Origin of the sequence: Neoaquamicrobium sediminum (genome assembly GCF_040970315.1) — a bacterium.
GTDB classification, from domain to species: domain Bacteria; phylum Pseudomonadota; class Alphaproteobacteria; order Rhizobiales; family Rhizobiaceae; genus Aerobium; species Aerobium sediminum.
Window position 1 is genome coordinate 226,668 of sequence record NZ_JAZHFV010000004.1, and the last position, 24,042, is coordinate 250,709.

At 64.6% G+C, this 24,042-nt stretch carries 19 protein-coding genes and 2 pseudogenes; 3 read left to right on the top strand and 18 right to left on the bottom strand.

The window, feature by feature from the left end; all coding sequences use genetic code 11:
- Positions 1 to 293: 293 nt before the first annotated feature.
- The 18 genes and pseudogenes from V1479_RS14320 to V1479_RS14405 all read right to left on the bottom strand — a co-directional run bounded on the left by V1479_RS14320 (position 294) and on the right by V1479_RS14405 (position 21,018).
- Positions 294 to 1,319: an IS110 family RNA-guided transposase gene (locus V1479_RS14320; protein WP_368803485.1), complete on the bottom strand. Its 1,026-nt coding sequence runs from the start codon at positions 1,317 to 1,319 to the stop codon at positions 294 to 296.
- A 390-nt stretch (positions 1,320 to 1,709) separates the two neighbouring features.
- Entirely contained in the window at positions 1,710 to 2,729 is a 1,020-nt protein-coding gene (locus V1479_RS14325; RefSeq protein ID WP_368803486.1) for an IS110 family RNA-guided transposase, read from the bottom strand.
- Positions 2,730 to 2,852: 123 nt separating this feature from the next.
- Positions 2,853 to 3,559, bottom strand: a pseudogene (locus V1479_RS14330) (biotin/lipoyl-containing protein); the annotation flags it as partial.
- Positions 3,560 to 4,533: 974 nt separating this feature from the next.
- Positions 4,534 to 4,803: pseudogene (locus V1479_RS14335) on the bottom strand (transposase); the annotation flags it as partial.
- Between the two features lie 366 nt (positions 4,804 to 5,169).
- Complete coding sequence (locus V1479_RS14340; protein WP_368803487.1) at positions 5,170 to 6,306, bottom strand: NADH:flavin oxidoreductase/NADH oxidase; 1,137 nt, start codon at positions 6,304 to 6,306, stop codon at positions 5,170 to 5,172.
- A gap of 2 nt (positions 6,307 to 6,308) precedes the next feature.
- Positions 6,309 to 7,700: an MmgE/PrpD family protein gene (locus V1479_RS14345; RefSeq protein ID WP_368803488.1), complete on the bottom strand. Its 1,392-nt coding sequence runs from the start codon at positions 7,698 to 7,700 to the stop codon at positions 6,309 to 6,311.
- Entirely contained in the window at positions 7,697 to 8,926 is a 1,230-nt protein-coding gene (locus tag V1479_RS14350) for an MFS transporter (RefSeq protein WP_368803489.1), read from the bottom strand. Before V1479_RS14350 ends, V1479_RS14345 begins: the two co-directional genes overlap by 4 nt.
- Complete coding sequence (locus tag V1479_RS14355; RefSeq protein ID WP_368803490.1) at positions 8,923 to 10,320, bottom strand: MmgE/PrpD family protein; 1,398 nt, start codon at positions 10,318 to 10,320, stop codon at positions 8,923 to 8,925. The genes V1479_RS14350 and V1479_RS14355 overlap by 4 nt, the downstream gene beginning before the upstream one ends.
- Positions 10,317 to 12,425: an acetate--CoA ligase family protein gene (locus V1479_RS14360; RefSeq protein WP_368803492.1), complete on the bottom strand. Its 2,109-nt coding sequence runs from the start codon at positions 12,423 to 12,425 to the stop codon at positions 10,317 to 10,319. The genes V1479_RS14355 and V1479_RS14360 overlap by 4 nt, the downstream gene beginning before the upstream one ends.
- Complete coding sequence (locus V1479_RS14365; protein WP_368803493.1) at positions 12,422 to 13,591, bottom strand: acyl-CoA dehydrogenase family protein; 1,170 nt, start codon at positions 13,589 to 13,591, stop codon at positions 12,422 to 12,424. The genes V1479_RS14360 and V1479_RS14365 overlap by 4 nt, the downstream gene beginning before the upstream one ends.
- The gene (locus V1479_RS14370) at positions 13,591 to 14,802 is read right to left on the bottom strand and encodes a CaiB/BaiF CoA transferase family protein (protein ID WP_368803494.1); all 1,212 of its coding nucleotides are present in this window, start codon (positions 14,800 to 14,802) and stop codon (positions 13,591 to 13,593) included. Before V1479_RS14370 ends, V1479_RS14365 begins: the two co-directional genes overlap by 1 nt.
- Positions 14,803 to 14,805: 3 nt before the next feature.
- A complete protein-coding gene (locus V1479_RS14375; protein ID WP_368803496.1) occupies positions 14,806 to 15,588 on the bottom strand; it encodes an enoyl-CoA hydratase/isomerase family protein in 783 nt (260 codons plus the stop codon).
- Positions 15,585 to 16,385, bottom strand: a complete 801-nt coding sequence (locus V1479_RS14380) for an alpha/beta fold hydrolase (protein ID WP_368803498.1) — start codon at positions 16,383 to 16,385, stop codon at positions 15,585 to 15,587. The genes V1479_RS14375 and V1479_RS14380 overlap by 4 nt, the downstream gene beginning before the upstream one ends.
- Entirely contained in the window at positions 16,375 to 17,115 is a 741-nt protein-coding gene (locus V1479_RS14385; RefSeq protein WP_368803499.1) for an ABC transporter ATP-binding protein, read from the bottom strand. The genes V1479_RS14380 and V1479_RS14385 overlap by 11 nt, the downstream gene beginning before the upstream one ends.
- Positions 17,108 to 17,857 carry an ABC transporter ATP-binding protein gene (locus V1479_RS14390; protein WP_368803501.1) on the bottom strand — a complete coding sequence of 250 codons (750 nt, stop codon included), beginning with the start codon at positions 17,855 to 17,857 and terminating at the stop codon, positions 17,108 to 17,110. The genes V1479_RS14385 and V1479_RS14390 overlap by 8 nt, the downstream gene beginning before the upstream one ends.
- Positions 17,854 to 18,843, bottom strand: a complete 990-nt coding sequence (locus V1479_RS14395) for a branched-chain amino acid ABC transporter permease (RefSeq protein ID WP_368803502.1) — start codon at positions 18,841 to 18,843, stop codon at positions 17,854 to 17,856. Before V1479_RS14395 ends, V1479_RS14390 begins: the two co-directional genes overlap by 4 nt.
- A 10-nt stretch (positions 18,844 to 18,853) precedes the next feature.
- Positions 18,854 to 19,729 (bottom strand): branched-chain amino acid ABC transporter permease, encoded by an 876-nt coding sequence (locus V1479_RS14400; RefSeq protein WP_368803503.1) that lies wholly within the window; start codon positions 19,727 to 19,729, stop codon positions 18,854 to 18,856.
- Positions 19,730 to 19,797: 68 nt separating this feature from the next.
- Entirely contained in the window at positions 19,798 to 21,018 is a 1,221-nt protein-coding gene (locus tag V1479_RS14405; protein ID WP_368803504.1) for an ABC transporter substrate-binding protein, read from the bottom strand.
- 237 nt (positions 21,019 to 21,255) lie between these two features.
- Here V1479_RS14405 and V1479_RS14410 point away from each other — a divergent pair, with 237 nt between their 5' ends.
- Genes V1479_RS14410 through V1479_RS14420 form a run of 3 tightly spaced genes read left to right on the top strand, consistent with a single transcriptional unit; the run spans position 21,256 to position 24,017 of the window.
- Positions 21,256 to 22,044, top strand: coding sequence for an enoyl-CoA hydratase-related protein (locus V1479_RS14410; RefSeq protein ID WP_368803506.1), 789 nt, complete (start codon positions 21,256 to 21,258; stop codon positions 22,042 to 22,044).
- Positions 22,045 to 22,065: 21 nt separating this feature from the next.
- Complete coding sequence (locus V1479_RS14415) at positions 22,066 to 22,848, top strand: SDR family NAD(P)-dependent oxidoreductase (protein ID WP_368803508.1); 783 nt, start codon at positions 22,066 to 22,068, stop codon at positions 22,846 to 22,848.
- A gap of 14 nt (positions 22,849 to 22,862) precedes the next feature.
- Complete coding sequence (locus V1479_RS14420) at positions 22,863 to 24,017, top strand: acyl-CoA dehydrogenase family protein (RefSeq protein ID WP_368803510.1); 1,155 nt, start codon at positions 22,863 to 22,865, stop codon at positions 24,015 to 24,017.
- Positions 24,018 to 24,042 lie beyond the last annotated feature (25 nt).

The following is a 24,042-nucleotide window of genomic DNA, read 5'->3' on the forward strand; positions in this document are numbered from 1 at the left end:
TTCATTCACACCTGTGCATCCCTGAACGATGCCTGCCAGGCAAGAGCTTTTTCGTCGTTTTGACTGGATGGTCGGTTGCGGTCATCCCTCCGGCCTCTTCACGCGGTTCGACAACCGCCGGCCCTAATGGCAAGTCCGCTGACCTGGTCCCAATAACAGTGACGCACGCGAGGTGCCTGCACAGGTTCGGGTTTTCCAGGTCGTCGGACACGCGACCCCTTAGCCATTACGTCGTTTCTGCTCCCGCCATTCCGTTGAAGTGGTTCGGTTCGACTATTCCCGGTTTACGGACACTACGAGACGCTCACCGCTCCACCTCTATATTCCTTGCCGCCGACCATGACGGCCCAGGCGATTCGAGCCAACTTGTTGGCCACCGCGACGATGACCACCCTCGGTGGCCGGCGCGCCAACAATCCATTGATCCACGTCGCAATCTCCGGCCTGTTCCTGGCATAGCGGATAAGCGCGGTCGCGCCCAGAACCAGAAGGCGTCGCAAATAGGCTTCCCCTTTCTTCGAGATCTTGCCCAGATGGACCTTGCCGCCGGTTCCCGACTGCCTTGGCGTAAGACCTACCCAGGCGGCAAAGTGCCGGCCGGATTCGAAGACTTTGGCGTCGGCCACCGTTGCTGCGATCGCCGTGGCGGTGATGGTGCCGACGCCCGGAATCGTCTCCAGCCGCTGGCTGACCTCGCTCGATCGGTGGCAGGCCAATATCGAGCGTTCGATGGAACCGACTTCCTGTTGCAACTCGCCGATCTGCCGTAGAAGTATCCCGGCACAAGACTTGGCCGTATCCGGCAAGACGGTCGACGGCGTGAAGTTGATCAGCTCGGCGAACTCCTTGATCTTCGACACGCCTTGCGGGACGACCAGACCGAATTCCGCCATCTGGCCACGCAGGGAGTTGATCAGCATGGTGCGTTGCCGCACCAACAGGTCGCGCGTCCGGTGCAGCATCAGGATCGATTGCTGGTCAGCGCTCTTGACGGCGACGAAGCGCATCGTCGGACGCGTCACCGCCTCGCAGATCGCTTCGGCATCCACCGCGTCGTTTTTGCCGCGCTTCACATAAGGCTTCACATAGGCTGCGGGCATCAGACGAATCTCGTGCCCGAGTGCTGCCAACTCCCGCCCCCAGTAATGCGCGCTTCCGCAAGCTTCGATGCCGATCAGGCACGGGGCAAGCTTACTGAAAAACGCAACCACCTCCGATCGGCGCAGCTTCTTGCGGACGACAACCCGCCCCATGGCATCCACGCCGTGCAGTTGGAAAACGTTCTTGGCCAGATCGAGGCCAATCGTCATAGCTTCCATGTTCATAAGGTGCCCCCAGTTGAATTTTGACGAGCGATATCTTCGCCCCGTCGACACATTCTGGAAAGTTGGGGGCAGGCATCGTTCACACCATCACTGTGGATGACACCCGCCTGGCAGGAATAACTCGGACATTACAGCACTTGGTCGTTGCGGTCATCTGTCCGGCCTCGCTAATGCGGATCATATGAGCCGCGGGCCTTAATGGCTGTCCGCCGATCAAGTCCCAATCACCGTTAGCGGATTCGAAGCCCGTGCACAGGTACGGGTTGTCTCGATCATCGGGCTGTCGACCGGATGCCATTATGTCGTTCGTCGCTCCCACCAATTCGAATGATCGTTTCGTTCGATATACTACAGGTCGCGGTTCATGGCCAAATCAGCCTCAGGCTATTCCGAATGACCTTTCCCGAACGCTCCGCCACGCCGCGTGATCGCCCAGACAATCCGCGCAAGCTTGTTCGCCACCGCGACTGTTACAACGCGCGCCGGTCGTCGCGCCAGAAGCGCATTCACCCATCCGGCGAATTCCGGCTTGTTGCGGGCATAACGGACCACCGCGGTGGCGCCCAGCATCAGCAGCCGTCGCAGATATGGTTCACCCTGTTTCGAGATGCGGCCGAGATGAACTTTGCCGCCGGTCCCGTTCTGCCTCGGAACAAGCCCGATCCAGGCCGCAAAGTGGCGGCCCGATCTGAACGCGCTCGCATCGGCGACCGTCGCCACCATAGCGGTGGCGGTGATCACGCCGACGCCCGGGACTGTCGCCAGCCTCCGGCTCATTTCGTTCGCCCGGTGACGCGCCATGATCACCCGTTCGAGTTCGCGGATCTTCACCTGCACGTCCGCAATCTGCCTCAGGATCAGCGCAGCGCATTCCCGTGCAGGCTCCGGCAGCACGGCGCCGGAAGCGTCTTCGGCAAGTGCTTGCAACTGCGCGAGACGCCAAACGCCCTGCGGTGCGACCAGACCGAATTCGGCGAGTTGTCCCCGCAGCGAATTGACGAGCATGGTGCGCTGGCGAACCAGAAGATCGCGGGTCCGGTGCAACATCAGCACCGCCTGCTGCTCGGTGCTCTTGATCGGCACGAACCGCATCGTCGGTCGCGTCACCGCCTCGCAGATTGCCTCCGCGTCGACTTCGTCGTTCTTGCCGCGCTTGATATACGGCTTGACGTAGGCCGCCGGCATCAGCCGCAGCTCATGGCCAAGCTCTGTCAACTCCCGTCCCCAATCGGGCGCCGTGCCGCACGCCTCTATGCCGACCAGGCATGCGGGGAGCTTTGCGAAGAATGGTTTCACCTGCGAGCGCCGAAGCTTCTTGCGGATGACGACCTCGCCCGCGGCATCAATGCCGTGGACCTGGAAAACGTGTTTGGCAAGATCGATGCCGATGGTGGTAGGATGCATCGTGGATGACTCCCCTCGTGTTGCCTCGGCAACGATTGTGGCACACTTTGATGCCGGAGAGCGGAGGTCATCCACACCATCACCCTGTTGGTGCATTTCGTTCTACAGGGCGCTTCGATCTCTTCAAGAAATTACGAGAAGAAGGTATTTCGCGTCGATCTGGTCGCCGGTGCGAACCAGCACCTCGGCGACGTTCCGGCGCGCTCGGCTTGCAGCGCGGTCTCCATCTTCATCGCTTCGATCGACAACAGTACGTCGCCGGCGCTGACCGCCTGACCGGCGGAAACCGCGACGGCGGATATGACGCCCAGCATCGGGGCGCCTACTTGGCGCTCGTTCCCCGGCTCCGCCTTGGGCCGCGCCTTGCCGCCACCCGCGCCGTGGGCTCGGTCGGGAACCTTGACCCTGCGCGGCTGCCCGTTGAGTTCGAAGAAGACGGTGACCATGCCCTTGTCGTCGGTCTCGCCGATGGCGAGGCAGCGGATCACCATGGTCTTGCCTCGCTCGAGATCGATAAAACTTCCTCCTCGGGCCGCATGCCGAAGAAATAGACCGCGGTCGGCAGGATGCTGACTGGCCCGTAGGTTTCCTGCGCCGCGGCAAAATCGGTAAACACCTTGGGTACATCAGCCAAGAGGCGACCTCGGCATCGCTCGGCTCGCGGCCCAGCGTTTCCTCCAGCTGCTTGCGGATCCCTGCCAAATCCGCTTCGGGGATCAGAACCGGGCCGCGCCGTGATCGGCTTCTCGCCCCTGGACCTTCTTCTGTAACGCTTGTGGCCACCCGTCCGGCGGCTGTCCGAGATCGCCGCGAAGCATCGAAATCACCGATGATCACATTGCCGCTGTCGCGCGTGCGGACCGGAACGCATTCGGTCCAGCCGGTGGCAATGTCGGTCAGCACCATCGTCTGCACGAAGTTCCCCGACGAAGACGTGCCCGAATGCGCCACAAAATCGACCTCGACATATCCGGGCGGAGGATCGTTCCAGTCGCCGAAGGTGCGCACCGGAACCGAGCGGCGAACCGTTGAACTCATTCCTGCCCGGCGGCGCTGGCCGCCGCGAGCGACAATGCGGACCTCGGTCAAAAGCCGATCCATCGTCGCCGGGCTTACCGACAGCAGCTCAGAGCGGAGCGCGTCATCCAGCCCAAGCCGACCGCGCCGCTCAAGCGCCGGCAACAAGACCGGTATCAACGGTCGTAGCCGTTTGGAGCATAGCCGCTCCGATGCCTCCCACAACACGATGAGCGCCTCGCGGACATCGCTGCCATAACGAAGGCTGTGGCTCTTGTTCCCGGATGGCTTCTTCTCGCGACGGCCCAGAAACCGGATCGCGTGTTGCGGTGATAGCCGGTGACCGCGACGAACTCATCCAGAATCCGGCCCTTGTCGTCTCGGCGCGCCATCCGATAGCGCTCAACGATCGCCGCTGTCAGCTCCGACCGTGTCGCCATGCTGAGCCCGCCATCCAACCCCCAAAACCGGAACAGCAATCCATGGCTATCCCAGTTGGAGCATCAACACTATCGGTAACATTTGCTTGAGGCAATGCGGGGGCACATTCTCATTTCGTCTGACATCTGATTGGGGGGCGTTGTGGTTAATTGCTCCTGCACTTTCTTCTGAACCGCGCGGCGAACCACCCGCTTCTCTTCACCGTAAGCGCCTAGGCTGCCGCATGATGGGTGGAGAGCGAGGCTTCTCAATCTGCTTCACGACCTGCGAACCTTTTAGGCAGGTTCGGGTCTCTCGACGAGATCACCTACCCACCGTCTCCACGAACGATCCGGAGATCGCTCTTTCAGCCGAAAGCTCTGTTGGCACGGCGTGCTCCATCGCTCCCTCCGTCGGTCGTGGGTTGCGTCGCCAGTGCGGCAGGCTGCTTTTCAAAGCGGAATTCAGTGGCGTCGCCCACATGCGTGCAGGATGACGGCCAGCGAGCGACCGCTACGCGGACCCGCGCCATGCCGCTACCTTGGCGCTTCGGCGTCAGCCCCAGATGCGCGCCCACCGCCTGGCTGGAGCCGAACCGCTCCGACCGGTCTATGGTCGCGTGGAAGGTGAGCGCGGTCTTCCAAACGGTCGATCAGGAGTGAGAACTCGCATTCTCGGCCACTTCGACCGCCACCCAGCGGCGCTCCTGAAGCTGAGAAATGCGTTGTTTCAGACTCGCGATACGCGGTTCGAATTCTGGCTTGTCGATAAGGCCCTCGGCACGGCTGTTGATCAGCCGACTGTGCCGTAGCGGCGTCCCGCGATATCGGCGCTGATGAGCCGCGACACTCTTGCCACGGTGGAAGATGTCAATCGTCCTGGCCGTCGCGTGGATACCTCGATCAATGCGTTGGCGAGCCGCTCAGCGACGCGGTTCGGCTACAGACCAAGCCTGTTAGGCGGTTTATCTATAGCTAGGCAGTTCCTGATGATCATCACAACCTCAAACAACGCTGCCGGTCCTTCCGGCTCCAGCGGCCAGCCGCCGTTGTTCGCGCAGAAACGGTGAGAGATAGCCGCGGACATATTGGGGAGGATAGGCGACGTTCTCGTCGAGGGTCGCCGCAGCAAGCCATGGCCAATGGGGATCGTGCAGCATGGCGCGGGCGAGCGCGATGAAATCGGCATCCCCGCGCGACAGAATCGCCTCGGCCGTATGCGGGTTGAAGATCATGCCCATCGCCATGGTGGGCAACCCGGACGCCTGCCGCAGCTGCGATGCGAAAGCAGTCTGGTAGCCTTCGGAAAGCGGAATGGATTGTCTCGGCGAAGTCCCGCCCGAAGATGCCGCGATATAGTCGCAGCCGCGCTTTGCCAGTTCGCCGGCGAAGACGGCCGCATCGCCGGCCTGCCAGCCGCCTTCGACCCAGTCGCACGCCGTTACCCTGACGCCCATGGGTCTGGCTGCCGGCCAGGCGGCACGCATGGCCTCGAACGTCTCCAGCGGGTAGCGCATGCGCCCTTCCATGCCCCCGCCATAACCGTCGTCGCGAAGATTGGACAGCGGAGAGAGGAAGCTGTGCAGGAGATAGCCGTGCGCGATATGGACCTCTATGAGGTCGAACCCCACGCGTTCGGCGCGCCGCACCGCCTCCACATGAGCTTCCAGCGTGGTCCGGAGATCTTCCTGGTCCATCGCCCGGGGCGGGGGCCAGCCATCGGCGAAGGGAAGCGCGCTCGGCGCCACCGTGGTCCAGGCGTTCTCCTCGACGGTCAGCGGACGGCCGCGATCGATCCAGGGAAGGCGCGCCGAGCCCTTCCTTCCGGAATGCGAAAGCTGGATACCGATCCTGGCGTCGGTTCGTTCCCGGACGAACGCAACGATCCGCGCCAGAGCTTCCTCGTGGGCATCGGCATAGAGGCCCAGACACCCCTGAGTAATGCGCCCGCGCGATTCCACGTGCGTCGCCTCCAGTATGACGAGCCCCGCCCCGGACAGGGCGAGGCTTCCATAGTGCACCAGATGCCAGTCGGTGGCGGTTCCGTCCACGGCACTATACTGACACATCGGCGACACGACGATCCGGTTGGCGAGATCGAGGTCCCGGAGCCTGGCAGGTGTAAACAGGAGCGCGGCCATGATCAGCCGGGATTTCGCTTGTCGGTCATGACGAGGTCTTCCACAGAACCGCGGCCGTCACGCCCGAGCCCGACAACCGCGTCATGGAGCCGATCGACGTCGAATTCCCGATCCACCGCAGCGATGAGGCCGCTCGCCTTGGCCTTGACGTCTTCGATTGACATCGGGCGTGCCGGCGTTCCGATGCTGTCCAGCACCGTGGCCGAGCGCGTCGTCCCGTCGGCGAAAGTCATGTCGACGGCCGTGCCAAAATGCTCTGGGAAATGACGCTCTATCTCCGCGTCGGCGCTGGCTTCGACCCTATCCGCCACGGCAAGGATGCCGGGATGATCGAGGCGATCCTCACGATAGGCATCGTAGCGCCTCGGGCCGAAGACAAGGGTGGCGCCAACCACGAAAGGCAGGCTGTACTGCGCCGCCATCACGGAGCTTGGCCGGCGAAGCATGTGCTGGTCCGGGATGGCTTGGGGCCCCCGCACGTGGATGCTGCGGATGCCGTCGACATCGGCAGCATAGCCGTCGGTGACCTCGCCCAGCCCGTCGATCAGCGAGTGGAACAGGCGGCAGCACGAATAGGGCTTGAGGCTGATCCGGTTGATCTCGAGCGGAGCGCCAGCGGCCTTTTCAAGCTTTTCCGCGGCGGGATGTCGTCCGTAGAGGCGGATATAGCCATACTTGCCGTCGAGCGCGCGCTGCGGCGCGCTGAGGCCCGCCGCGGCCAGCTCGGCTGCAAGCACGCCGTTCATCGCCGCGTAACCCGCATGACACCGCTTCACCATCGTGCCGGTGGGCTCGTCGGAAAACTGCATCGAGCCGCCGGTCAGGGAAAGCGTATGCCCCCACGCTGTAAGCATGCCCTCGGCTCCGAGCTCGTAGAGCCGCGCCGCCGCGGCGGCAGCGCCGAAGCCGCCGAGGATGGCCGTCGGATGAAAACCCGCTTCCATCCCTTCGGGCGCGTTTGCAGCCATGCCGATCCGCGCCATCGCCTCATAGCCGGCGACGATGGCGGCCAGCAGATCCTCGCCGCCGGCGCCCGACTGGGCAGCGGCGGCGAACGCCGCGCTGATCACCACGCCGCCCGGATGGCTGGTCGATGCGTCATGGGTGTCGTCGAGTTCGTAACCGTGAGCGGTCGCTCCGTTGACGAGGGCCGCGATATGGGCGCTGACACGCATGCGCGAGCCGAGGACACCCGCTCTTCCCGTCGCCTCGAAACGTCCGGCCCATTCGCGTAGCGCCCTCGCCCAAGGCAGGTCGCAGCCGCCGAAGGCGACGCCCATGTAGTCGAGGATCAGCTTCTGCGTCTGCTCGACGTCCTGCTCCGATAGATCGGCGTATCGCAGCGCGGTCAGCTCCTCGGCCAGGCTTCTCGATCGGTCTTTTGGACTCGTCATCGGCTTTCTCCTCCACAGGTTCGATTGCGGGCCCCAACCCTATGCAGCGCAAGCGCGCAACACAGGCACCCTGCCGCTGCGAAGGCGGCGATGAGCACTGCGGTATGGGTGTAGAGGCCGATCTGGCTGTGCGCGATCGCGAAGGCGCTCGGTCCGAGCAGCGCGCCGGCGAAGGTAAAGGCAAACGCTCCGCCGATCGCGCGGCCGCCCGATTCCGGAGGCGCCAGATGCACGGTCTCGCCAACGAACACGCCGTTCCAGCCGGCTCCGGCAACGCCGAGCAGACTCAGCACGAGATAGATGAAGGCGATCGCCCATGCACGGGTCATGAAGATGAGCGGCAGGATGCTCGCGAGCGCCAGGCAATAGGCGGTAAAGAGCACGCGCAAGCCCGCTCCGGTAAGATCGGCAAGCGCTCCCCACGCCAATCGGCCGAACACCGCCGCAAGCTGAAACACCGAAAGAGCTATGCCTGCGGCCACGAGGCCGAGTTGCACGTCCTCGACCAGAAGCGTGACGAGATAGGTCGTCAGCGTGAACTGCACCGCGGCGAAGAAGAAGGCCGACAGGGTTATCCAGCGCAGGATCGGGTGGCTCCACACGAGGGAGAGATCGCGAAAAGGGTTCTTTGTCAGCTGAACCGTGCGGTCGCGCCTTGCGTCGAAGCGGGGGGCGAGCGGCTGAACGAGAAACATCATGACGAGAGACAGGCAGGCGCAAACGACGAGCGCGGCGCGCCAGCCATATTCGAGCGTCACGGGCGGGCCCACCAGCCCCGCGACAATCCCGCCGAGCGGCACGGCGGTCTGCTTGATCGAGAACAACGTGCCCTTGTTGCGCGGCGTCGCGACGATATCGAGCATGTTGACGGACGGCGGGTTGATGAGGCCGTAGCCCATGCCGATGAGCAGCGACGCCACCACGAGCGCCATCAGATGAGGGGTGGTGGCCAGCACGAGCCCAATGACGCCGAGAAGAAGCCCCGACTGGGCGGTGCGGACCGGCCCCCACATGGTCGACAGTGATCCAGCGATCACCGACATGGCCATAGCGCCGAGATAGACGACGCTGACCTGATAGCCGATCAAGGCAGCCGGAACGGCGATGGAAGCTGCAATCTCCGGCGCGATCGCAGGCATGATGAACAGGCTGTTGGCCGCCAGGGTCTGCATGCCGGTGGTCGCGGCGAGCACGACCAGCATCAGGTAGACGGGCCGGGCCTTCATGCTCCCTCCGTCGCAGGTTCGAGGAGCGGAAGAAGTTCGTCGATGCGTGGCGTGAGGCGGATGTTCAGCAGCGCTTCGGCGGCGGCGCGGCTTCGCGCCTCGCCCAGCACCGGCGAGGCGAGATCCATGAACTTGGCCGCAACCGCCTCGTCGGAAAGAGGGTGCCGAGCGGAACCGCTGGGCTCGTCGACGAAGCGTTCGAACGCACGCCCGTCCTTGAGGATGACGGTGACGCGCGCAGACCTCAGCGACGGGTAGGTCGCCTGGCACTCCGCATCGACCGATACGCTTACCAGCCGGGCGAAGGCGTTGGTCTTCGGATCGGCCCGCGCTGCCGCGCCGAACGCCTCCACCGTCACCTTGCCGTGCCTCATCGCGGTGGCGACACAGAACTGATAGCTCAGTTGAGCCGAGGCCATGTCGTTCCACCCGCCCCTGGCATGCTTGGCGGCGATCTCGTAGGTGGCGGAGCGGACTTCTGCAATCGCTTCCGCCTCGACGGATTCCGAGGTCATCACATCCAGAACGGCATCGATTGCGGGATGGATGTGACGGCAGCAGGCGTAGGGCTTCATGTAGCAGCGCGTGACGTTCAGAGGCGTCGCACCCGCACGGGGCCATATTTCGTCGGCGAAAGACGCTGCAACAGGCTGTCCCGAATAGGCCTGGAAAAAGCCGTCCTGTCCCTCGATCACGCGGCGCGGGCCAGTCATGCCGCGCTCGGCCAGCAACGCAGCCATCAGCCCTTCGCGCGCTGCCAATCCTGCGTGGAGCCGCTTGATCTCGCCGCCGCCTTCGAGAAAGGCGAAAAGACCGGCGGCCGAACTCGCGGCAATGCCCATCGCCTGCTCTATCGTCGGCGCGTCCTGTCCGCGAAGCGAGCCGACGGCACATGCCGCCGCGAAAACGCCGACGATCGGGGTGTTGTGGAAACCTCGCTCTCGAGACGCGGGGTGAATGGCTTCGGCGAGCCGGGTCGAAACCTCATAGCCGACGGCAAGCGCCGTCATCAGCTTGCGCCCGTCGACATCGCTGCCGGCGGCAGCGGCGAGAAGCGCGGGAACGACGACGCAGCCGGGATGCACCGAGCCGGCGCGATAGCCATCGTCCACCTCGAGGCCGTGGGCGGCAGCGCCGCCGAGCCACGCCGCCGTTAGGCTGTCATAGCGCTCCCGCCGTCCTGGAACCGCAACGCGGCCGGAGCCGACAATGTCACGGGCGAAGCCGGCGGCGATCCGCGAAACATCGCTGGAGACGCCGGCCACACAGGCGCCGACCGTATCAAGGAGGTGTCGTGCGCAACTGCGCCTCTCGTCCTGCGACAGGTGCTCATACCGCAGGCCGGCGCTGAACGCGGCCAATTGCTGTGTCGGGCTGCCGGAAGCGACGCTCATGGCGCGGGATCTCCGATCACGACGAGCGCATCGAGAGCGACGACTCCCTCGCCTTCCGGCTTGACCAGGACGGGATTGATTTCGGCCTCGATCACCCGCGCGTTCTCGACGCATGCCAGACGCGACATCGACGCCACCACCGCTGCCAGCGCCTCGACGTCGCCAAGCGGCAACGAACGATAGCCTCGTATCGCCGCGAATGCGCGCACCTCGCCGATCATCTCCATCGCTTCCCGCCGGTCGACCGGGGCCGGCCTCAGCACGATGTCGCGGTAGATCTCGGCAAGCACGCCGCCGGCGCCGACCGTGACGATCGGTCCGACGGCGGGATCGACCCTGAAGCCGACGATGGCTTCCGCCAGGCCGGTTTCCTGCGCCTCGATCCTCACCGCGTCCAGAACCGCGTCGGGCCGTCGCTGCCTCACGCGCCGCACCATGGCGCTGCAGGCTTCCGCGAGCTCGGCCGCGCTTCGCGCGCCGATGACCACCCCACCGGCTTCCGTCTTGTGGGGTATGTCGGGTGAAACGATCTTTGCCACCGCGGGGTATGAGAGGCGGGCCGGGATGTCCTGCGCCACATAGGCGTCCCTTGCGGGGATCGTGACGCCTACAGGCGGTGGCGCGCCAAAGGCGTCGGCCACTTCCAGCGATGTCTCCAGGGGCAGCTGCCCCGCGCCGAACCCGGAAAGGTCTGGCATCGGGACCGCATCGCCCTTCCGGGCCCGCACCACCGGCGGGCGCCGCCGCAAGGCGGCCGACAACGCGTCCGCACAGGTCTCCGGAGACCGGAATGTCGCTACGCCGGCAGCCCTGAGCCTGCGATGCGACTCTTCGGCCTGAGGCGTTATGAACACGGCAAGCGGCTTGTCGATGCGGTGCGAGAGGTCGATGATCGGCTGCACGGCCCGATCGGGGCGAAACTCCGCCGAAGAACCCACCACGGCAACCACTGCGTCGCAATGGGATGAATCGAGGAGGGCTTCCAGGACCGCGCCATAGCGATCGGCCCGGGCGCCGGCGAGCGTGAGATCGATCAGGGGCGAATCCGAGATCGTGACGCCCCGCCCGGCGACGAGGTCGATGAAGGCCTGGTCCGGAGCGACCACATCGACGTCGCGCTCCGCGAGCGCATCCACCACGAGGCCGCCGCCGCCGCCCGTCGTGCTCATCACGGCGACGCGGCCGCCGCGCGCCGGCTTGCATCCGGTGACGAGCGCCGGCGCTTCCAGCAGCGTTTCGATCTGATCAACCCGAATGATGCCGATATCGGCGAGGAAGGCGTCGATGGCCGCGCCGTCGGAGGACAGCGCGCCCGTGTGCGACATCGCGAGCTTTTCTCCGACCGCGCTGCGCCCCAGCCTGAATGCGATGATCGGCTTGCCCTTCTCGTGGGCGCGTATCGCCATTGCACGCATGCAATCGGCATCGCGCACCGTCTCCAGGAAAAGGAGGATCGCGTCGGTGTCCTCGTCCTCCACGAGCATGGCGCCGATCTCGCCGACGCCCAGATCGGCCTCGTTGCCGACCGACACCATCTTGGAAAAGCCGATCGAGCGGCCGGCCGCCCGGGAAACCAGCGCTCCAAGCAGGCTTCCGCTTTGCGTTACCAGGGCCAGGCGGCCCTTCGGCAGCGCGGGTATCGAAAAGACCTCGTTGGCGGTGACGGCGACGCCGTCGACGAAGTTGACCATCCCGAGGCTGTTCGGTCCGACAAGGCGGACGCCGCCTCGACGCGCCTCGGCCAGCATCTCTTCCTGCAGTCGCTGACCTTGCTCTCCAACCTCGCTGAAGCCGGCGCTAAGGATGACGGCGACGCGGACGCCCGCGGACGCGCAATCGCGAATGGCTGCGGGAACCATGGGCGCAGGCACCATGATGAAGGCCTGATCGATCGATTCGCCGACAGCCGCCACGCTGGGGTGACAGGGAAGATCGCCGATCGTCTGCCTGTTCGGATTGATCGGAAAGACACGACCCGTATAGCCGTGCTGTGCCAGGTACTGCAACGGCAGCGACGTATGCTTGGAAGGGTCCGAAGACGCTCCCACGAGGGCTATGCTGCGGGGGGAAAAGAGGGCGCCCGCCACGCCGCCGTCCATTTTCATGCCCTGTTTTCCTCCACCCGCGGCAGACGCTGCGGGAAGCTCCTTTCGAAGACGTGTTCGGCAATGCGGTTGAGGAGTATCTCGACCGTTCCGCCCGCGATCATCCAGCCGCGGGTGCGTCGGAAGCAGTATTCGACAAGCGTTTCCTCGCTGTAGCCAAGGCCGCCGAGAATCTGCATCGCCTCATTGGCCGCCTCGAAGCCCGCGCGGTTGCACGCAACCTTGGCGATGGCCGTCTCCTCTGGCGAAGGCAGGCCGCGGTCGGCGTTCGCGGCCGCGCGATAAAGCAGCAACTGAGCCGCGTCGAGCTGGATCTTCATGTTGGCGAATTTCCATTGCAGGCCCTGGAATTCCGCGAGCTGACGGCCGAACTGCTTGCGCACCAGCGCATGCCCGCGCGCGATTTCGTATGCGTGCCGGCCCAGCGCCAGCGCGCGCGAACTGTTGCCCAGGCGCTCGACGTTGAACGCCGAGATCTGCTTCTTGAATCCCCCCGGGCCAAGCACGACGTCTTCCCCCGGAACCCGGACGTTCTCGAAATAGAGGCTGTTCCAGTCTTCTCCCGACAGGAAGCGCGAGCGCTTGCCGAAGCTGAAGCCTTCGGCCCCCCGCCTGACGATCACCGAGCCTATGCCGTCGATGCCGGGACCGAAGCGCACATAGACGAGAAACATCGTGGCGTGAACGCCGTGCGTGGTGAAGACCTTCGAACCGTTGACGAGATAGCCGTCGCCGTCCGGAGTGGCCGTGGTAGTGAGTTCAGTCACCGCCGAGCCCGCGTCGCCCTCGGTCATCGCGACCGAAATGACTTCTTCTCCGGTCAGCAGCGGCTTGAGAAAGCGCTCCTTCTGAGAAGGGCTGCCGAATTGGGAAAGGACGCGGATCGCGCCGAAGTTTCCGGCCTGGATCACATCCGCGCTGCGGGGGCAGACCGAGGCTATCTGTTCGATCGCGATGACGGCATCGGTCAGCGACCCGCCCTGGCCGCCGTCGGCCGGATCGATGGTTATCCCGAGCAGGCCGTTCCGGGCCAGGAGCCGGGCGACATCCCATGGATAGTCGTTGCTGTGGGCCCGCTCCAGCGCGCCGGCCGCGAGCTCCCTTTCCGCCAGGGACCGAACCTGATCCCTGAGGATGTTCTGTTCCTCGGAGAAATTGAAATCCATTACGATCCCGTTCTCGCGTCCTCGCCCCGCGACGGGGCGATGCGTCCGCGTTCGTTGTTGAGGCCGAGCTCGGCCAGGATTGCGTCGTTGTGCTCGCCCAGCGTGGGGGCTGCGCTGCGCTCCGGGCGGGCCAGCCCCGCCCGTGCAAGCGGGTTAGCAAGGACCGGCGTGCTCCCGGCGTCGTCCTGCGCGATGATGCCGCGCTGCCTGTTGTGCGGGTCGGAGACCGCCTCGTCGGCGGTGGCGACCGCCGCGACGGGCAGGCCGAGCGACCCCATGACGGCGTCGATTTCGGCGGCGGTTCTGGCGGCGCACCATGATGCTATCACCGAACGGAACTCATCGCCTCGCGCGCCATGGCTCGAATGGCGCTGTTCGGGACGTTCGACTTCGGAAGCAAGATCAGGCCGGCCGATCGCCTCGCAGAATGCCCGCCACAGGCGCGCCTCGAGAAGGCACATCGCCACGGTGCGGCCGTCGACGGTCGGATAGATGGCATAGCGGGGATTGGCGCCCCAAACCTCGATCCTCGGCTCTCCCGGAAAGCCCGCCGCGCGGGCGAGGCCCGGCCCGAGCGCGATCGCGCCCATCGCAACCAGGCTGTCCGCCATGGAGATGTCGAGATGACGCCCCTCTCCGCTTGCGTCTCGTTGGCGCAGCGCGGCCAGAACGGCGATCGTCGCCATGGACGCGGCAGAATAGTCGCCCGCCTGGAAATGCGGCAGCGAGCCCGGCTGCGGCGAGAGGATGCCGCTGGTTGCCTGAATGATGAGATCATGCCCTGGCACGCTGGAACGGGGCCCGTCCTGACCATAGCCGGAGATGGAGCAGTAGATGACGTCCGGTCGCAAGGCGCGGGCATCCTGATAGCCCACTCCAAGCCGGTCGGCGGTGCCGACGCTGAACGATTCAAAGACGATGTCGCTGAGTTCGAACAGCCGGCGGATGACCGCCTTGGACCGCTCAGCGCGGAGGTCGAGAGCCAGAGAGCGTTTGCCGCCATTCACTGAACGGAAATAGACGCTGGTGTCGCCGGCCATGGGCGGATTGTGGCGGCTGGGATCGCCGCCTTCCACATGCTCGACCTTGATGACGTCCGCGCCCATGTCCGCAAGCATCTGCGTCGCCCACGGACCGGGGAGAAGCCGGCTGAAATCCAGCACCCGCACGCCATCGAGCGGCAGACCCGCATCCGAAACCCGACCCGTCATGACCTAGCGTCCCCGGAAGCTGGCCGGCCGCTTTTCCAGGAAGGCGCCGATCCCCTCGAGCCGGTCCTCCGTGCCGTAGATCGTCGTGACGAGGAAGGTCTCGAACTCGATGGACGAGGCGAGGTCCATCTGCATGCCGCGGTGAACCGCCCGCTTGACGAAGGCGAGGGAAAGAGGCGCGCGCTGCTCGTAGACCTTCACCATGGCCTTGGCCTCGGCCAGGGCCCCGCCCTTCGGCGTCAGACGATTGATCAGCCCGATCCGAAAGGCCTCCGCGGCGTCGATGGGCTCGGCCGCGAACATAATCTCGAGCGCGCGGGCGGGCCCTACGATGCGGGGCAGCCGCTGCGTGCCGCCTGCACCTGCGACCGTGCCGATCTTGGACGACGTGATCGCGAAGCTGGAGCCCTCCGCGGCGACCCTCAGATCGCAGGCGAGCGCGAGTTCGAGGCCACCCGTCATGCAGAACCCCTCGATGGCGGCGATGACCGGCTTGTGCAACGTCTCGAGCGCCTCGTTGAGCGCGTGCCATTTGTTGAAGTAGGCCACGCCGTCAGCCGCACCCTTGATTGCCCGGGCCTCGTTGAGATCGGCGCCGGCGGAAAAATAGGCGTCGCCGCCGGTTAGGATGACGGCGCGGACATTGTCGTCGGCCTCGGCCTCGCGGCAGGCAGCGATGATTTCCGACATTGCCTGCGTACTGACCGCGTTGCGGCGTTCCGGGCGATTGAACATTATGATCACGGCGGCCGCATCCCGTTCGACGCGTATGGTCTGATAGCTCATCGGCGAAGCTCCCTGGTATGGAAATCTGAAATCAGCGCGTTTACCGCCTCGGCAGCCTCGAACTGCGTCCAGTGCCCCGCGCCGGGCACGATATCGATGCGAATGTCGGGCCGGACCGAGCGACACTGCTCCGCGCGAGCGGCTACGGACGGATAAGCGATCCGGTCGTTCTCGCCCCAGATGATCTGGACCGGAGCCGTCGTCCGCGCGAGGTCGGGCGGCGTCGAGAAACGGAAGCTCACGCAGCGGCTGTCGAACCGCGAACCGCGGATGTTGGCGAGCTGAATGTCCACTGCGTCATCGGACGGGTCAGGGGTTTTCGCCATCATCCAGACGCCGAGATTGTGGGCGACCACCTTCCTTATCTCGTCCTCGGTCGCCGCGCCACGCGGCATGGGTTCCAGCTTGATGGACCGTCCGACCGGCTCCCCGAAGCCGCCGGGCCCGATGAGCGTGACGCGTTTTACCCTTTCGCCCAGCCGGCGGGCCGTCGCCGAGGCAACGGCTCCGCCGAAGCTGAATCCCACGAGATGAAGTTCCCCGGGGACTGCGGCCGCTTGGGAGGCGATCCAGTCGAGATAGTCGTCCGGCGACATGCCTTCCGGTACATCCGGCGACAACCCGTAGCCGGGCAGATCGAATGCCAGCACCCGGAAATGCGCAGCAAGCGCCGGCACGTTGCGCGCAAAATGCCGGTGCGAACCGGTGCCGCCATGAAAAAGCAGCATCGGCGGGCCATCGCCGCGCGTTTCGCGAAACAGGTCCATCAGCGCCGGAGCGATGGCCTCAAGCGGCATCGGAACCCTCCTCGATCTCCTTGCCGAGGTACGATTCGATGACAAGCGGATTCGAGATGACCTCTTGAGGCGATCCGTCGACGATTTTCTCGCCGAAGTTCAACACCATCACCCGTTGCGAAAGCTGCATGATGACATGGACGAGATGCTCGATCATGCAGATCGTCACGCCGTCGGCATGGATATGTCTCAGCACGACGATCAGCTCATCGATCTCGCCGCGCGTAAGCCCCGCCATCACCTCGTCGAGCAGCAGGAGCTGCGGTCCGGTCGCGAGTGCGCGCGCGAGTTCGAGCTTCTTCTTGTTGCCGATCGTAAGCGCCGATGCCGGCAGATCGCGCAGCTCCCACAGACCGGTAAGCTCGAGCGGACGCTGGGCAAGACGCCGACCTTCCGCGACGCTGTGCCGTTCCGGCCGCGCAAACAGAGCCCCGGTGGCCACATTGTCCAGCACGGTCATCTCGGCGAATGGCCGCACTACCTGGAAGGTGCGGCCGATGCCCATGCGACACATCCGGTAAGGCGGCGTGCCGTTGATCTCCCGTCCCCTGAAGGAAATCGTTCCCTCCGTGGGCGTGAGATATCCCGTAATGAGATTGAGCAGCGTTGTCTTGCCGGCTCCATTGGGGCCGATGATCCCCAGGAACTCCTTCTCCTCGACGAATTGATTGAGATTATTGACAGCGAACAGACCGCCAAAACGCTTCGTCAATCCCTTGATCTCAAGCATCGCCACGCTCCCCTTGACGGGTCTTGGTATCGCTTCCGATGAAGGCCTCGCGGACAAGCTGCGATTCACGCAATTCGGAGGTCGGCGCCGCGTAGACGATCGTTCCGTGCGAGATGACATAGCCCCGGTCCGCCACGCTGAGCGCGGCTCGCGTGTTCTGCTCGACAAGCAGGATCGTCGTCTTGGACTTGGCGACCTCCCTGATCGCCGCGAAGACGAGCTGCACGATCTTGGGCGCGAGACCCAGCGACGGCTCGTCCAGCAGCAGCAACTTCGGGCCCGCCATCAGCGCACGGCCGATGGCGAGCATCTGCTGTTCGCCGCCCGACATCAGCCCCGCCTTCTGGGAACGGCGCTCGACGAGGCGCGGGAAGAGGGAATAGACCTCCTCCAGCCTGGCCGCCCGCCTTTCGCGGGCGCGGGTGTTGTACGAACCGAGGACGAGGTTCTCCTCGACTGTCAGGTTCGGAAACACCTTGCGGCCCTCCGGGGAAAGGGCGAGGCCGGCCTCGACCCTTTCATGGGTGGACATCGCCAGCAGATCCTTGCCGGCGAATACCGCCGTGCCGGCCATGGCCGGGATGAGGCCAGTGAGCACCGACATGGTCGTCGTCTTTCCCGCGCCGTTGGAGCCGAGCAGGCAGACGACCTCCCCTTCCGCCACATCGATGCTGATGTCCGAGAGAGCGATCGCACCGCCATATCCGGCTTTCAGGTTGCGGATGGATAACAGCGCGCTCATCCTTTCACCTCCGCCCGCCCGGCGGCGGATTCCAGTGCGGCCTCCCGGCGCTTGCGCGTGGCCGAACGATTGAGGACGCTGCGCACGGCGCCCCAGATTCCCGCCGGCATGAACAGGATGCCCACGATCAGGACCAGGCCGTAGATCAGCTGGCTGAAGCCTTCCTGCTGGCCGAAGAGGATGCGGGAGGCTTCGGCGAGACCGACGATCGCAAAGGAACCGATGATCGGCCCGACCAGCGTATGCACGCCGCCGAGGATGGGAGCGATCTGCGACAGGATGGTGAAATGCAGGGTGAACGCGACCTCGGGATCGAGATAGCCGCCATACCATGCATTTATGCCGCCGGCGCAGGAGGCCATGGCCCCGGAGATGGCCAGCAGCACCATCCGGTAGGTGTATGGCCGGATGCCGAGCATCTGGGCGGCCGGCTCGTTGTTGCGCATCGCCCGGCATGCGAAGTGAAAGCGCGAGCGCGACAGAACGACGGAGATGACCACCGCGATCACGGCACCGACGCATCCGACCATATAGAGCGAGGTCGTCGACGGCCGCAGCGCCTGGTTAAGGAAGAGACCAACGGCACCGTTGGTTATTTCCGGCATCATGAAGGCCGATATCCGCAGGCCTTCAGAGAGCGCCAGGGTCGAGATCGCGAAGAAGATTCCGCGCAGCCGGCCGGTGGCAACCGCGAGAAAGAGACCGAGCAGGCTGCCGAAGACCATGGAGACGATCAGGCTGAGATAGATCGGCAGGCCCCAGGCGTTGGCGCTGAGTATCGCCGCATAGCTTCCAACGCCCCAGAAGGCGGAGTGGCCGAGAGAGATCAGGCCGGCATTCGCCATGAGGTTCCAGCTGATCGCGAGCATCATCAGCGTCGAGATACGGAACATCCAGTCGCCGACCTGAGGTCCGCTGAGGAGCGTCACGCCGAGGAAGACGATTGCGGAAATGGCGACGAGCGAGGTCTGGTTGATTGCGGTCATCGTCGCCACCTCACTCTTCGACCGCTTGGCCGAGGATTCCCCGCGGCCGCACGATCAGGATGACGAACAGCACCGCGAAGGCGACGCCCTCGGCCCAGCCGATGCCGCCCGGCACGTAGTAGGCGACCCAGGTTTCGGCGAATGCGAGCACGAAGGCGCCGATCACCGATCCCATGATCGAGCCAAGCCCTCCCAGGATGATGATAGCGAACCCCTTCACCAGCATGTGGAAGCCCATGAAGGGAGAGATGGCGCCGATGAAGCTCATCAGGACGCCGGTCGCGGCGCCCAGGGCAGCACTGATGCCGAACGTCAGGCCGTAGATGGCGTTGACGTTGATGCCCATAAGCCTGGCCGCATCGCCATTCTCCGCCAGGGCGCGGCTGGCGCGGCCGAGCTCGGTGCGCTTGAGCCAGAAGAAGAGCCCGCCGACGAGGATCACCGCCATGGCGAACGCGATCGCGCGCGATACCGAGATGACGATGTCGCCGAACATGATCGACGAGAAGGCATAGGGCGGATTGGCCGACCGCTCGTCGCCGGTCCATGCGATAAGCGCCACATTCTGAAGAACCAGCCCGATACCGAAGGTCAGGAGAATCTGGTTGATGTGCGGCGCGTCGAGCACCCGCCGGATGGCGACGCGAAAGATCAGAAACCCGACGACGAGGCCGGCGACCATGACCAGCGGCAGGGCGAGCAGCGGGTCCATTCCTGAAACATGCAGCGCCCAGAAAGACGCGTAGGCGCCGAGCATGATGGCTTCACCATGCGCGAAATTGATGACGCGAATGATGCCGAAGCTCAGCGACAACCCTATTACCATGAGGGTATAGAGGCCACCGAGCAGCATCGCGTCGACGAAAAACTGCCCAAGAAAATCCATTGTTCGCTCCGCGAGTTGGAGGGCGAGGGATGCGCGCGAAGGCCGCGCGCATCGGTCGTCTGACCGCGTCAGCGAGTAACGGCCGTTATGTCTCCCGAGGCTGTCTCGAGCGGCCAGAGGACGACGTTCTTGCCGCCCTGCCGCTGGAAGACCACCATGTCGACGAAGGCCTGCTGCTTGGTGCCGAATCCGGTCGACTCGAACTTGCCCCTTCCGTTCACGGTGGGGATGTCGAGCGAGCGCAGTTCCTCGGCCGCCTTCGCCTTGTCGCCGCCGGCCTTGTCGAGAGCGACGAGCAGCATTCCCATGGCCGCGTAGTGGCCGATGTCGAGGAAATCGGGCTCCATGTTGTACTTGGTTTTGAATGCCTCGGCCCAGGCCACCGTTTCAGGGAAAAGCTCCGGGTAGTCGGGATTGGCCGGATGGTTCACGCCGGGCAGATAGGTCGTTACGCCCATCCATCCTTCCTGGGCCTCGCCAACGGCTTCCTGCCATTCGTCGAGCTGGGTGTAGGCCGTGCCGACCAGGTACGGGACGTCCAGCTTACGGGTGTGGATCTGCTTGGCGAGCGTGATGGCGTCCGTCGTCTGGACGAGGCCGATCAGAATGTCGGGCTTGACGCGCGCGATCTTGGTCAGCACTGGATTCATGTCCGGCGTATTGGTGCGAATGACCTCTTCCGCGACGATCTCGAACCCGGCGTCCTTGTAGAATTGCTGGACGTAGGGGAGATGGGTGCGGCCGTAATTGTCATCGGAATAGATGACCGCGATCTTCTTGCCCTCGCCGAGGTAGTGCTGCAGCGCCTCCGCTTCGGACGTGTGGTAGTGGTAGGCGTAGGGATAGGTATGGAAGAATGCGTCTTCCCCGCCCGCGATCTCCTCGAGCTGGGTGCTCGATGAGCCGTTGACGATCCAGATGGGCTTGCCCTGCTGCCACGGCGGGACCGAGGCCGCCACGATCGGGCTGGCCACCGGGCCGATCATGAAATCGACCTTCTCGACCGAAACCAGCTCGTTGATCGCCGAAACAGTGGCCTGGGCTTCCGATTGCACGTCGCGGAAGAGAAGCTGGATATCATTGTCGCCGACTTTCGTGCCGAACCGCTCCAATGCCATTTCGACGCCGCGACGTCCGGAGGCCCCATAGGCGACAAAACGCCCGCTGAGCTCCATCGGAACGCCGATCTTGATGGTTTCCGCGCCGGCCGGCGCGATTCCCGCGAACATCGCGACCGAGACTGCCAGCGCCGCCAGCCGAGTTGCGGTCTTGTTGCGTCCTGCACTCATCATTCCCTCCCGGTTTTTATCATCCTGCGTCGACGGCCTGCCATTGGCGGCTCCTCCCGTCATCTTCGAATGCACTGTTGGTCGCGGGCACCATCCCTGCGACGAACGCAGAACAGGTCCGCGTTTTGAGAGCATATAAAATGAAACTGGGTCCGTCTAGTGAAATTTTTGTTTGACAAGACGAGGACCCCGGTCCTAGCCTTTGCACAAAGCTGACACGGCAGGAGGATCGACCGGATGGCGTACGATGACATTCTGTATGAGGCGGCCGAGGGCATCGCCACCATCACGATCAATCGCCCCGAGGTTCGAAACGCGGTCCGGCCGAAGACGTATGAAGAGCTTACCGACGCCATGCGCAAAGCCGCCGAGGACGCGACGATCGGCGTCGTCGTGCTGACGGGCGCAGGCGACAAGGCCTTCTGCTCCGGCGGAGACGTCAGCGATCAGTCGAAGCGGACCCCGCATGTCGGCCGCGCCCATATGCGCCGGCTCTACAACCTGTCCTCCATCATGCGCATGATGGACAAGCCGATCATCGCCAAGGTCCGCGGTTTCTGCGTCGGCGGCGGCAACGAGATCAATCTTTTCTGCGATCTGACAGTCGCCAGCGAGGACGCCAAGTTCGGCCAGGTCGGCCCCCGGGTCGGCAGCATCCCGATCTGGGGCGCCTGTCAGCTCCTGGCCCGCTATGTCGGCGAGCGCAAGGCGCGGGAGATGCTCTATACGTGCCGCCTCTACACGGCGCGCGAAGCGCTGGAGATGGGGCTGATAAACGACGTCTGCTCCGCCGACGACCTCGACGCCAAGGTCGACGAGCTCTGCCAGACCATACTGGACAAGAGCCCGCAGAGCATCCGCATCGCCAAGATCGCGCTCAACACCGGCTCCGACCAGGAATTCTACGGTTCGTACTTCCCGACATCCGAGCTCCTCGCCTCGATCTACGGCAATGAGGAGAACATGGAAGGCATCAGCGCCTTCCTCGGCAAGCGTCCGACCGACTTCCGCAAGTTCCGGCGTTGAGAATCGGGAAGGAGTGCTGACATGGAGATGGGACTCGAGGGGAAGGTCGCGCTGGTCACAGGCGGCGCCCGCGGCATCGGCTTTGCCGCCGCAAGGATGATGGCCGCGGAAGGAGCGAAGCTGGTTCTTGTCGACATCGATGGCGATGCCGCCCGCAAGGCCGCGGAGGAGCTGTCGGCAACGACCCCGGCGCTGGGCGTCGCCGCCGATATATCGAACCGGGACGACGTGAAGCGGATGGTGGAATCCGCGGTCGCGCAATTCGGCGGCATCGACATTTTCGTCAACAGCGCGGCCGTTCTCGACGACAAGCTGTTCCTGGATTCCAACGTCGAGGACTGGCAGCGGATGCTCAATGTCTGCCTCTACGGACCAATGACATGCCTGAAGGCGATCCTGCCCGGCATGGTCGAGCGCGGTTACGGCCGGGTCGTATGCCTTGCATCGGATTCGGCGCGCATCGGGCAGGCGCGGCTCTCCTACTACGCGGCCGCCAAAGCGGGCGTGATCGCCCTCATTAAATCGGTTGCGCAGGAAGTCGGCACCTCGGGCGTGACGCTCAATGTGGTCTCGCCCGGGGCGACCAACACGCCGCTGAGGATCGCGCGCGAGAACAGCCTCCTTGCCCAGATGGGGGAGGAGAAATACGCCCGGCGCCAAAAATCGGTTCTCAAGATGTATCCGACCGGCCGCATCGGCGAGCCCGACGACATCGGGTCGGCCATCCTTTTCCTCGCCAGCGACCGCGCATCCTGGATTACCGGCCAGGTTCTGAGCGTCAATGGCGGCTTTGCGATGCCCTGAGGAGTCGACCGACGATGGATTTCACCCTGTCCGAAGAGCAGCGCATCCTCCAGGACTCTGCCCGAAGCATGGTTGCGAAGGAACTGCAGCCGATCCTCGCCCGCAACGATCCCGACCGCCCGCTTCCCAAGCAGGAGATGCTTGCGGTCTATGCCGTCTTCGCCCGCGAGGGGCTGACCGCGCCGCGCCTTCCGATGGAGGATGGCGGCAGCGGCATGAAGATGCTCGACTACGGCCTCGTGTTCGAGCAGTTGCCTCCGCCTCTGGCCATATCGCTCCTGTCGCACGAGTGCACCGTCGCCCGCATCCATGCCGACAGCGACCCGGCGCAGCGGGAGCGCTTCCTCCCGGATCTTCTGGCAGGGCGCAAAATCTGCTGCACGGGGACGACGGAGCCCGACACCGGCTCGGATCCCCGCGGCGTCCGCACCCGTGTCGTCGAAGAAGACGGCGCGCTCGTCATCAACGGCCGGAAGATGTGGATAACCAACGGCACGGCCAGCGATATGATGGTCGCGACCTGTTCCGCCGGCGAGGAAAAGCGTGGCGCCGTCATGCGGCGGGTGGTCGTGGATCGCGCGGCATCGCCCTACGAGGCCATCGAGATCCGCAGCCTCGGCCTGCGGCAAGGACACCTTTCCGAGATCCTGTTCGAGAATTGCCGGGTGCCCCGGGAGAACGCCCTCGGCGAAGGGGGTGACGCGGCGCGCATCCTGACGCTCACATGGAACGGCAACCGGCCGCTCGTGGGGTTGGCTGCCGTTCACCTCGCCCAGAAAGCGCTTGATGCAGCGATAGGATATGCGGGGGTGCGCCGGCAGTTCGGCCGCGCGATCGGCCAGCATCAGCTTATCCAGGAGCGGCTGGTCGACATCGCTGCCGACGTGATGGCCAGCCGGCTGCTTTGCTACCAGGCGCTCGACATCATCGACCGGGGCGGGCGGGCGAACGGCTCGTCGGCAATGGCCAAGCGGTACGCGACCAACGCGTGCGAGCGCGCCGTGTCGCTCGCCATGCACGTCCACGGCGCGATGGGCATCAGCTGCGAAGCGGGCCTCGAGCAGCTTTATCGCGACGTCAGGATGCTGCCAATCCCCGACGGCACCAACGAAATCCTGACGCTGATCGCGGGGCGCGAGCTTACCGGCCTCGACGCAATCCGGAACTAGGCGGGCGCAAGGGAGGATACTGGCA

Excerpts from the sequence above, each read along its gene's own strand:
- V1479_RS14320 (WP_368803485.1), bottom strand. The coding sequence starts at position 1,319 with ATGGAAGCTATGACGATTGGCCTCGATCTGGCCAAGAACGTTTTCCAA.
- V1479_RS14325 (WP_368803486.1), bottom strand. The coding sequence starts at position 2,729 with ATGCATCCTACCACCATCGGCATCGATCTTGCCAAACACGTTTTCCAG.
- V1479_RS14340 (WP_368803487.1), bottom strand. The coding sequence starts at position 6,306 with ATGGCCGCGCTCCTGTTTACACCTGCCAGGCTCCGGGACCTCGATCTC.
- V1479_RS14345 (WP_368803488.1), bottom strand. The coding sequence starts at position 7,700 with ATGACGAGTCCAAAAGACCGATCGAGAAGCCTGGCCGAGGAGCTGACC.
- V1479_RS14350 (WP_368803489.1), bottom strand. The coding sequence starts at position 8,926 with ATGAAGGCCCGGCCCGTCTACCTGATGCTGGTCGTGCTCGCCGCGACC.
- V1479_RS14355 (WP_368803490.1), bottom strand. The coding sequence starts at position 10,320 with ATGAGCGTCGCTTCCGGCAGCCCGACACAGCAATTGGCCGCGTTCAGC.
- V1479_RS14360 (WP_368803492.1), bottom strand. The coding sequence starts at position 12,425 with ATGAAAATGGACGGCGGCGTGGCGGGCGCCCTCTTTTCCCCCCGCAGC.
- V1479_RS14365 (WP_368803493.1), bottom strand. The coding sequence starts at position 13,591 with ATGGATTTCAATTTCTCCGAGGAACAGAACATCCTCAGGGATCAGGTT.
- V1479_RS14370 (WP_368803494.1), bottom strand. The coding sequence starts at position 14,802 with ATGACGGGTCGGGTTTCGGATGCGGGTCTGCCGCTCGATGGCGTGCGG.
- V1479_RS14375 (WP_368803496.1), bottom strand. The coding sequence starts at position 15,588 with ATGAGCTATCAGACCATACGCGTCGAACGGGATGCGGCCGCCGTGATC.
- V1479_RS14380 (WP_368803498.1), bottom strand. The coding sequence starts at position 16,385 with ATGCCGCTTGAGGCCATCGCTCCGGCGCTGATGGACCTGTTTCGCGAA.
- V1479_RS14385 (WP_368803499.1), bottom strand. The coding sequence starts at position 17,115 with ATGCTTGAGATCAAGGGATTGACGAAGCGTTTTGGCGGTCTGTTCGCT.
- V1479_RS14390 (WP_368803501.1), bottom strand. The coding sequence starts at position 17,857 with ATGAGCGCGCTGTTATCCATCCGCAACCTGAAAGCCGGATATGGCGGT.
- V1479_RS14395 (WP_368803502.1), bottom strand. The coding sequence starts at position 18,843 with ATGACCGCAATCAACCAGACCTCGCTCGTCGCCATTTCCGCAATCGTC.
- V1479_RS14400 (WP_368803503.1), bottom strand. The coding sequence starts at position 19,729 with ATGGATTTTCTTGGGCAGTTTTTCGTCGACGCGATGCTGCTCGGTGGC.
- V1479_RS14405 (WP_368803504.1), bottom strand. The coding sequence starts at position 21,018 with ATGAGTGCAGGACGCAACAAGACCGCAACTCGGCTGGCGGCGCTGGCA.
- V1479_RS14410 (WP_368803506.1), top strand. The coding sequence starts at position 21,256 with ATGGCGTACGATGACATTCTGTATGAGGCGGCCGAGGGCATCGCCACC.
- V1479_RS14415 (WP_368803508.1), top strand. The coding sequence starts at position 22,066 with ATGGAGATGGGACTCGAGGGGAAGGTCGCGCTGGTCACAGGCGGCGCC.
- V1479_RS14420 (WP_368803510.1), top strand. The coding sequence starts at position 22,863 with ATGGATTTCACCCTGTCCGAAGAGCAGCGCATCCTCCAGGACTCTGCC.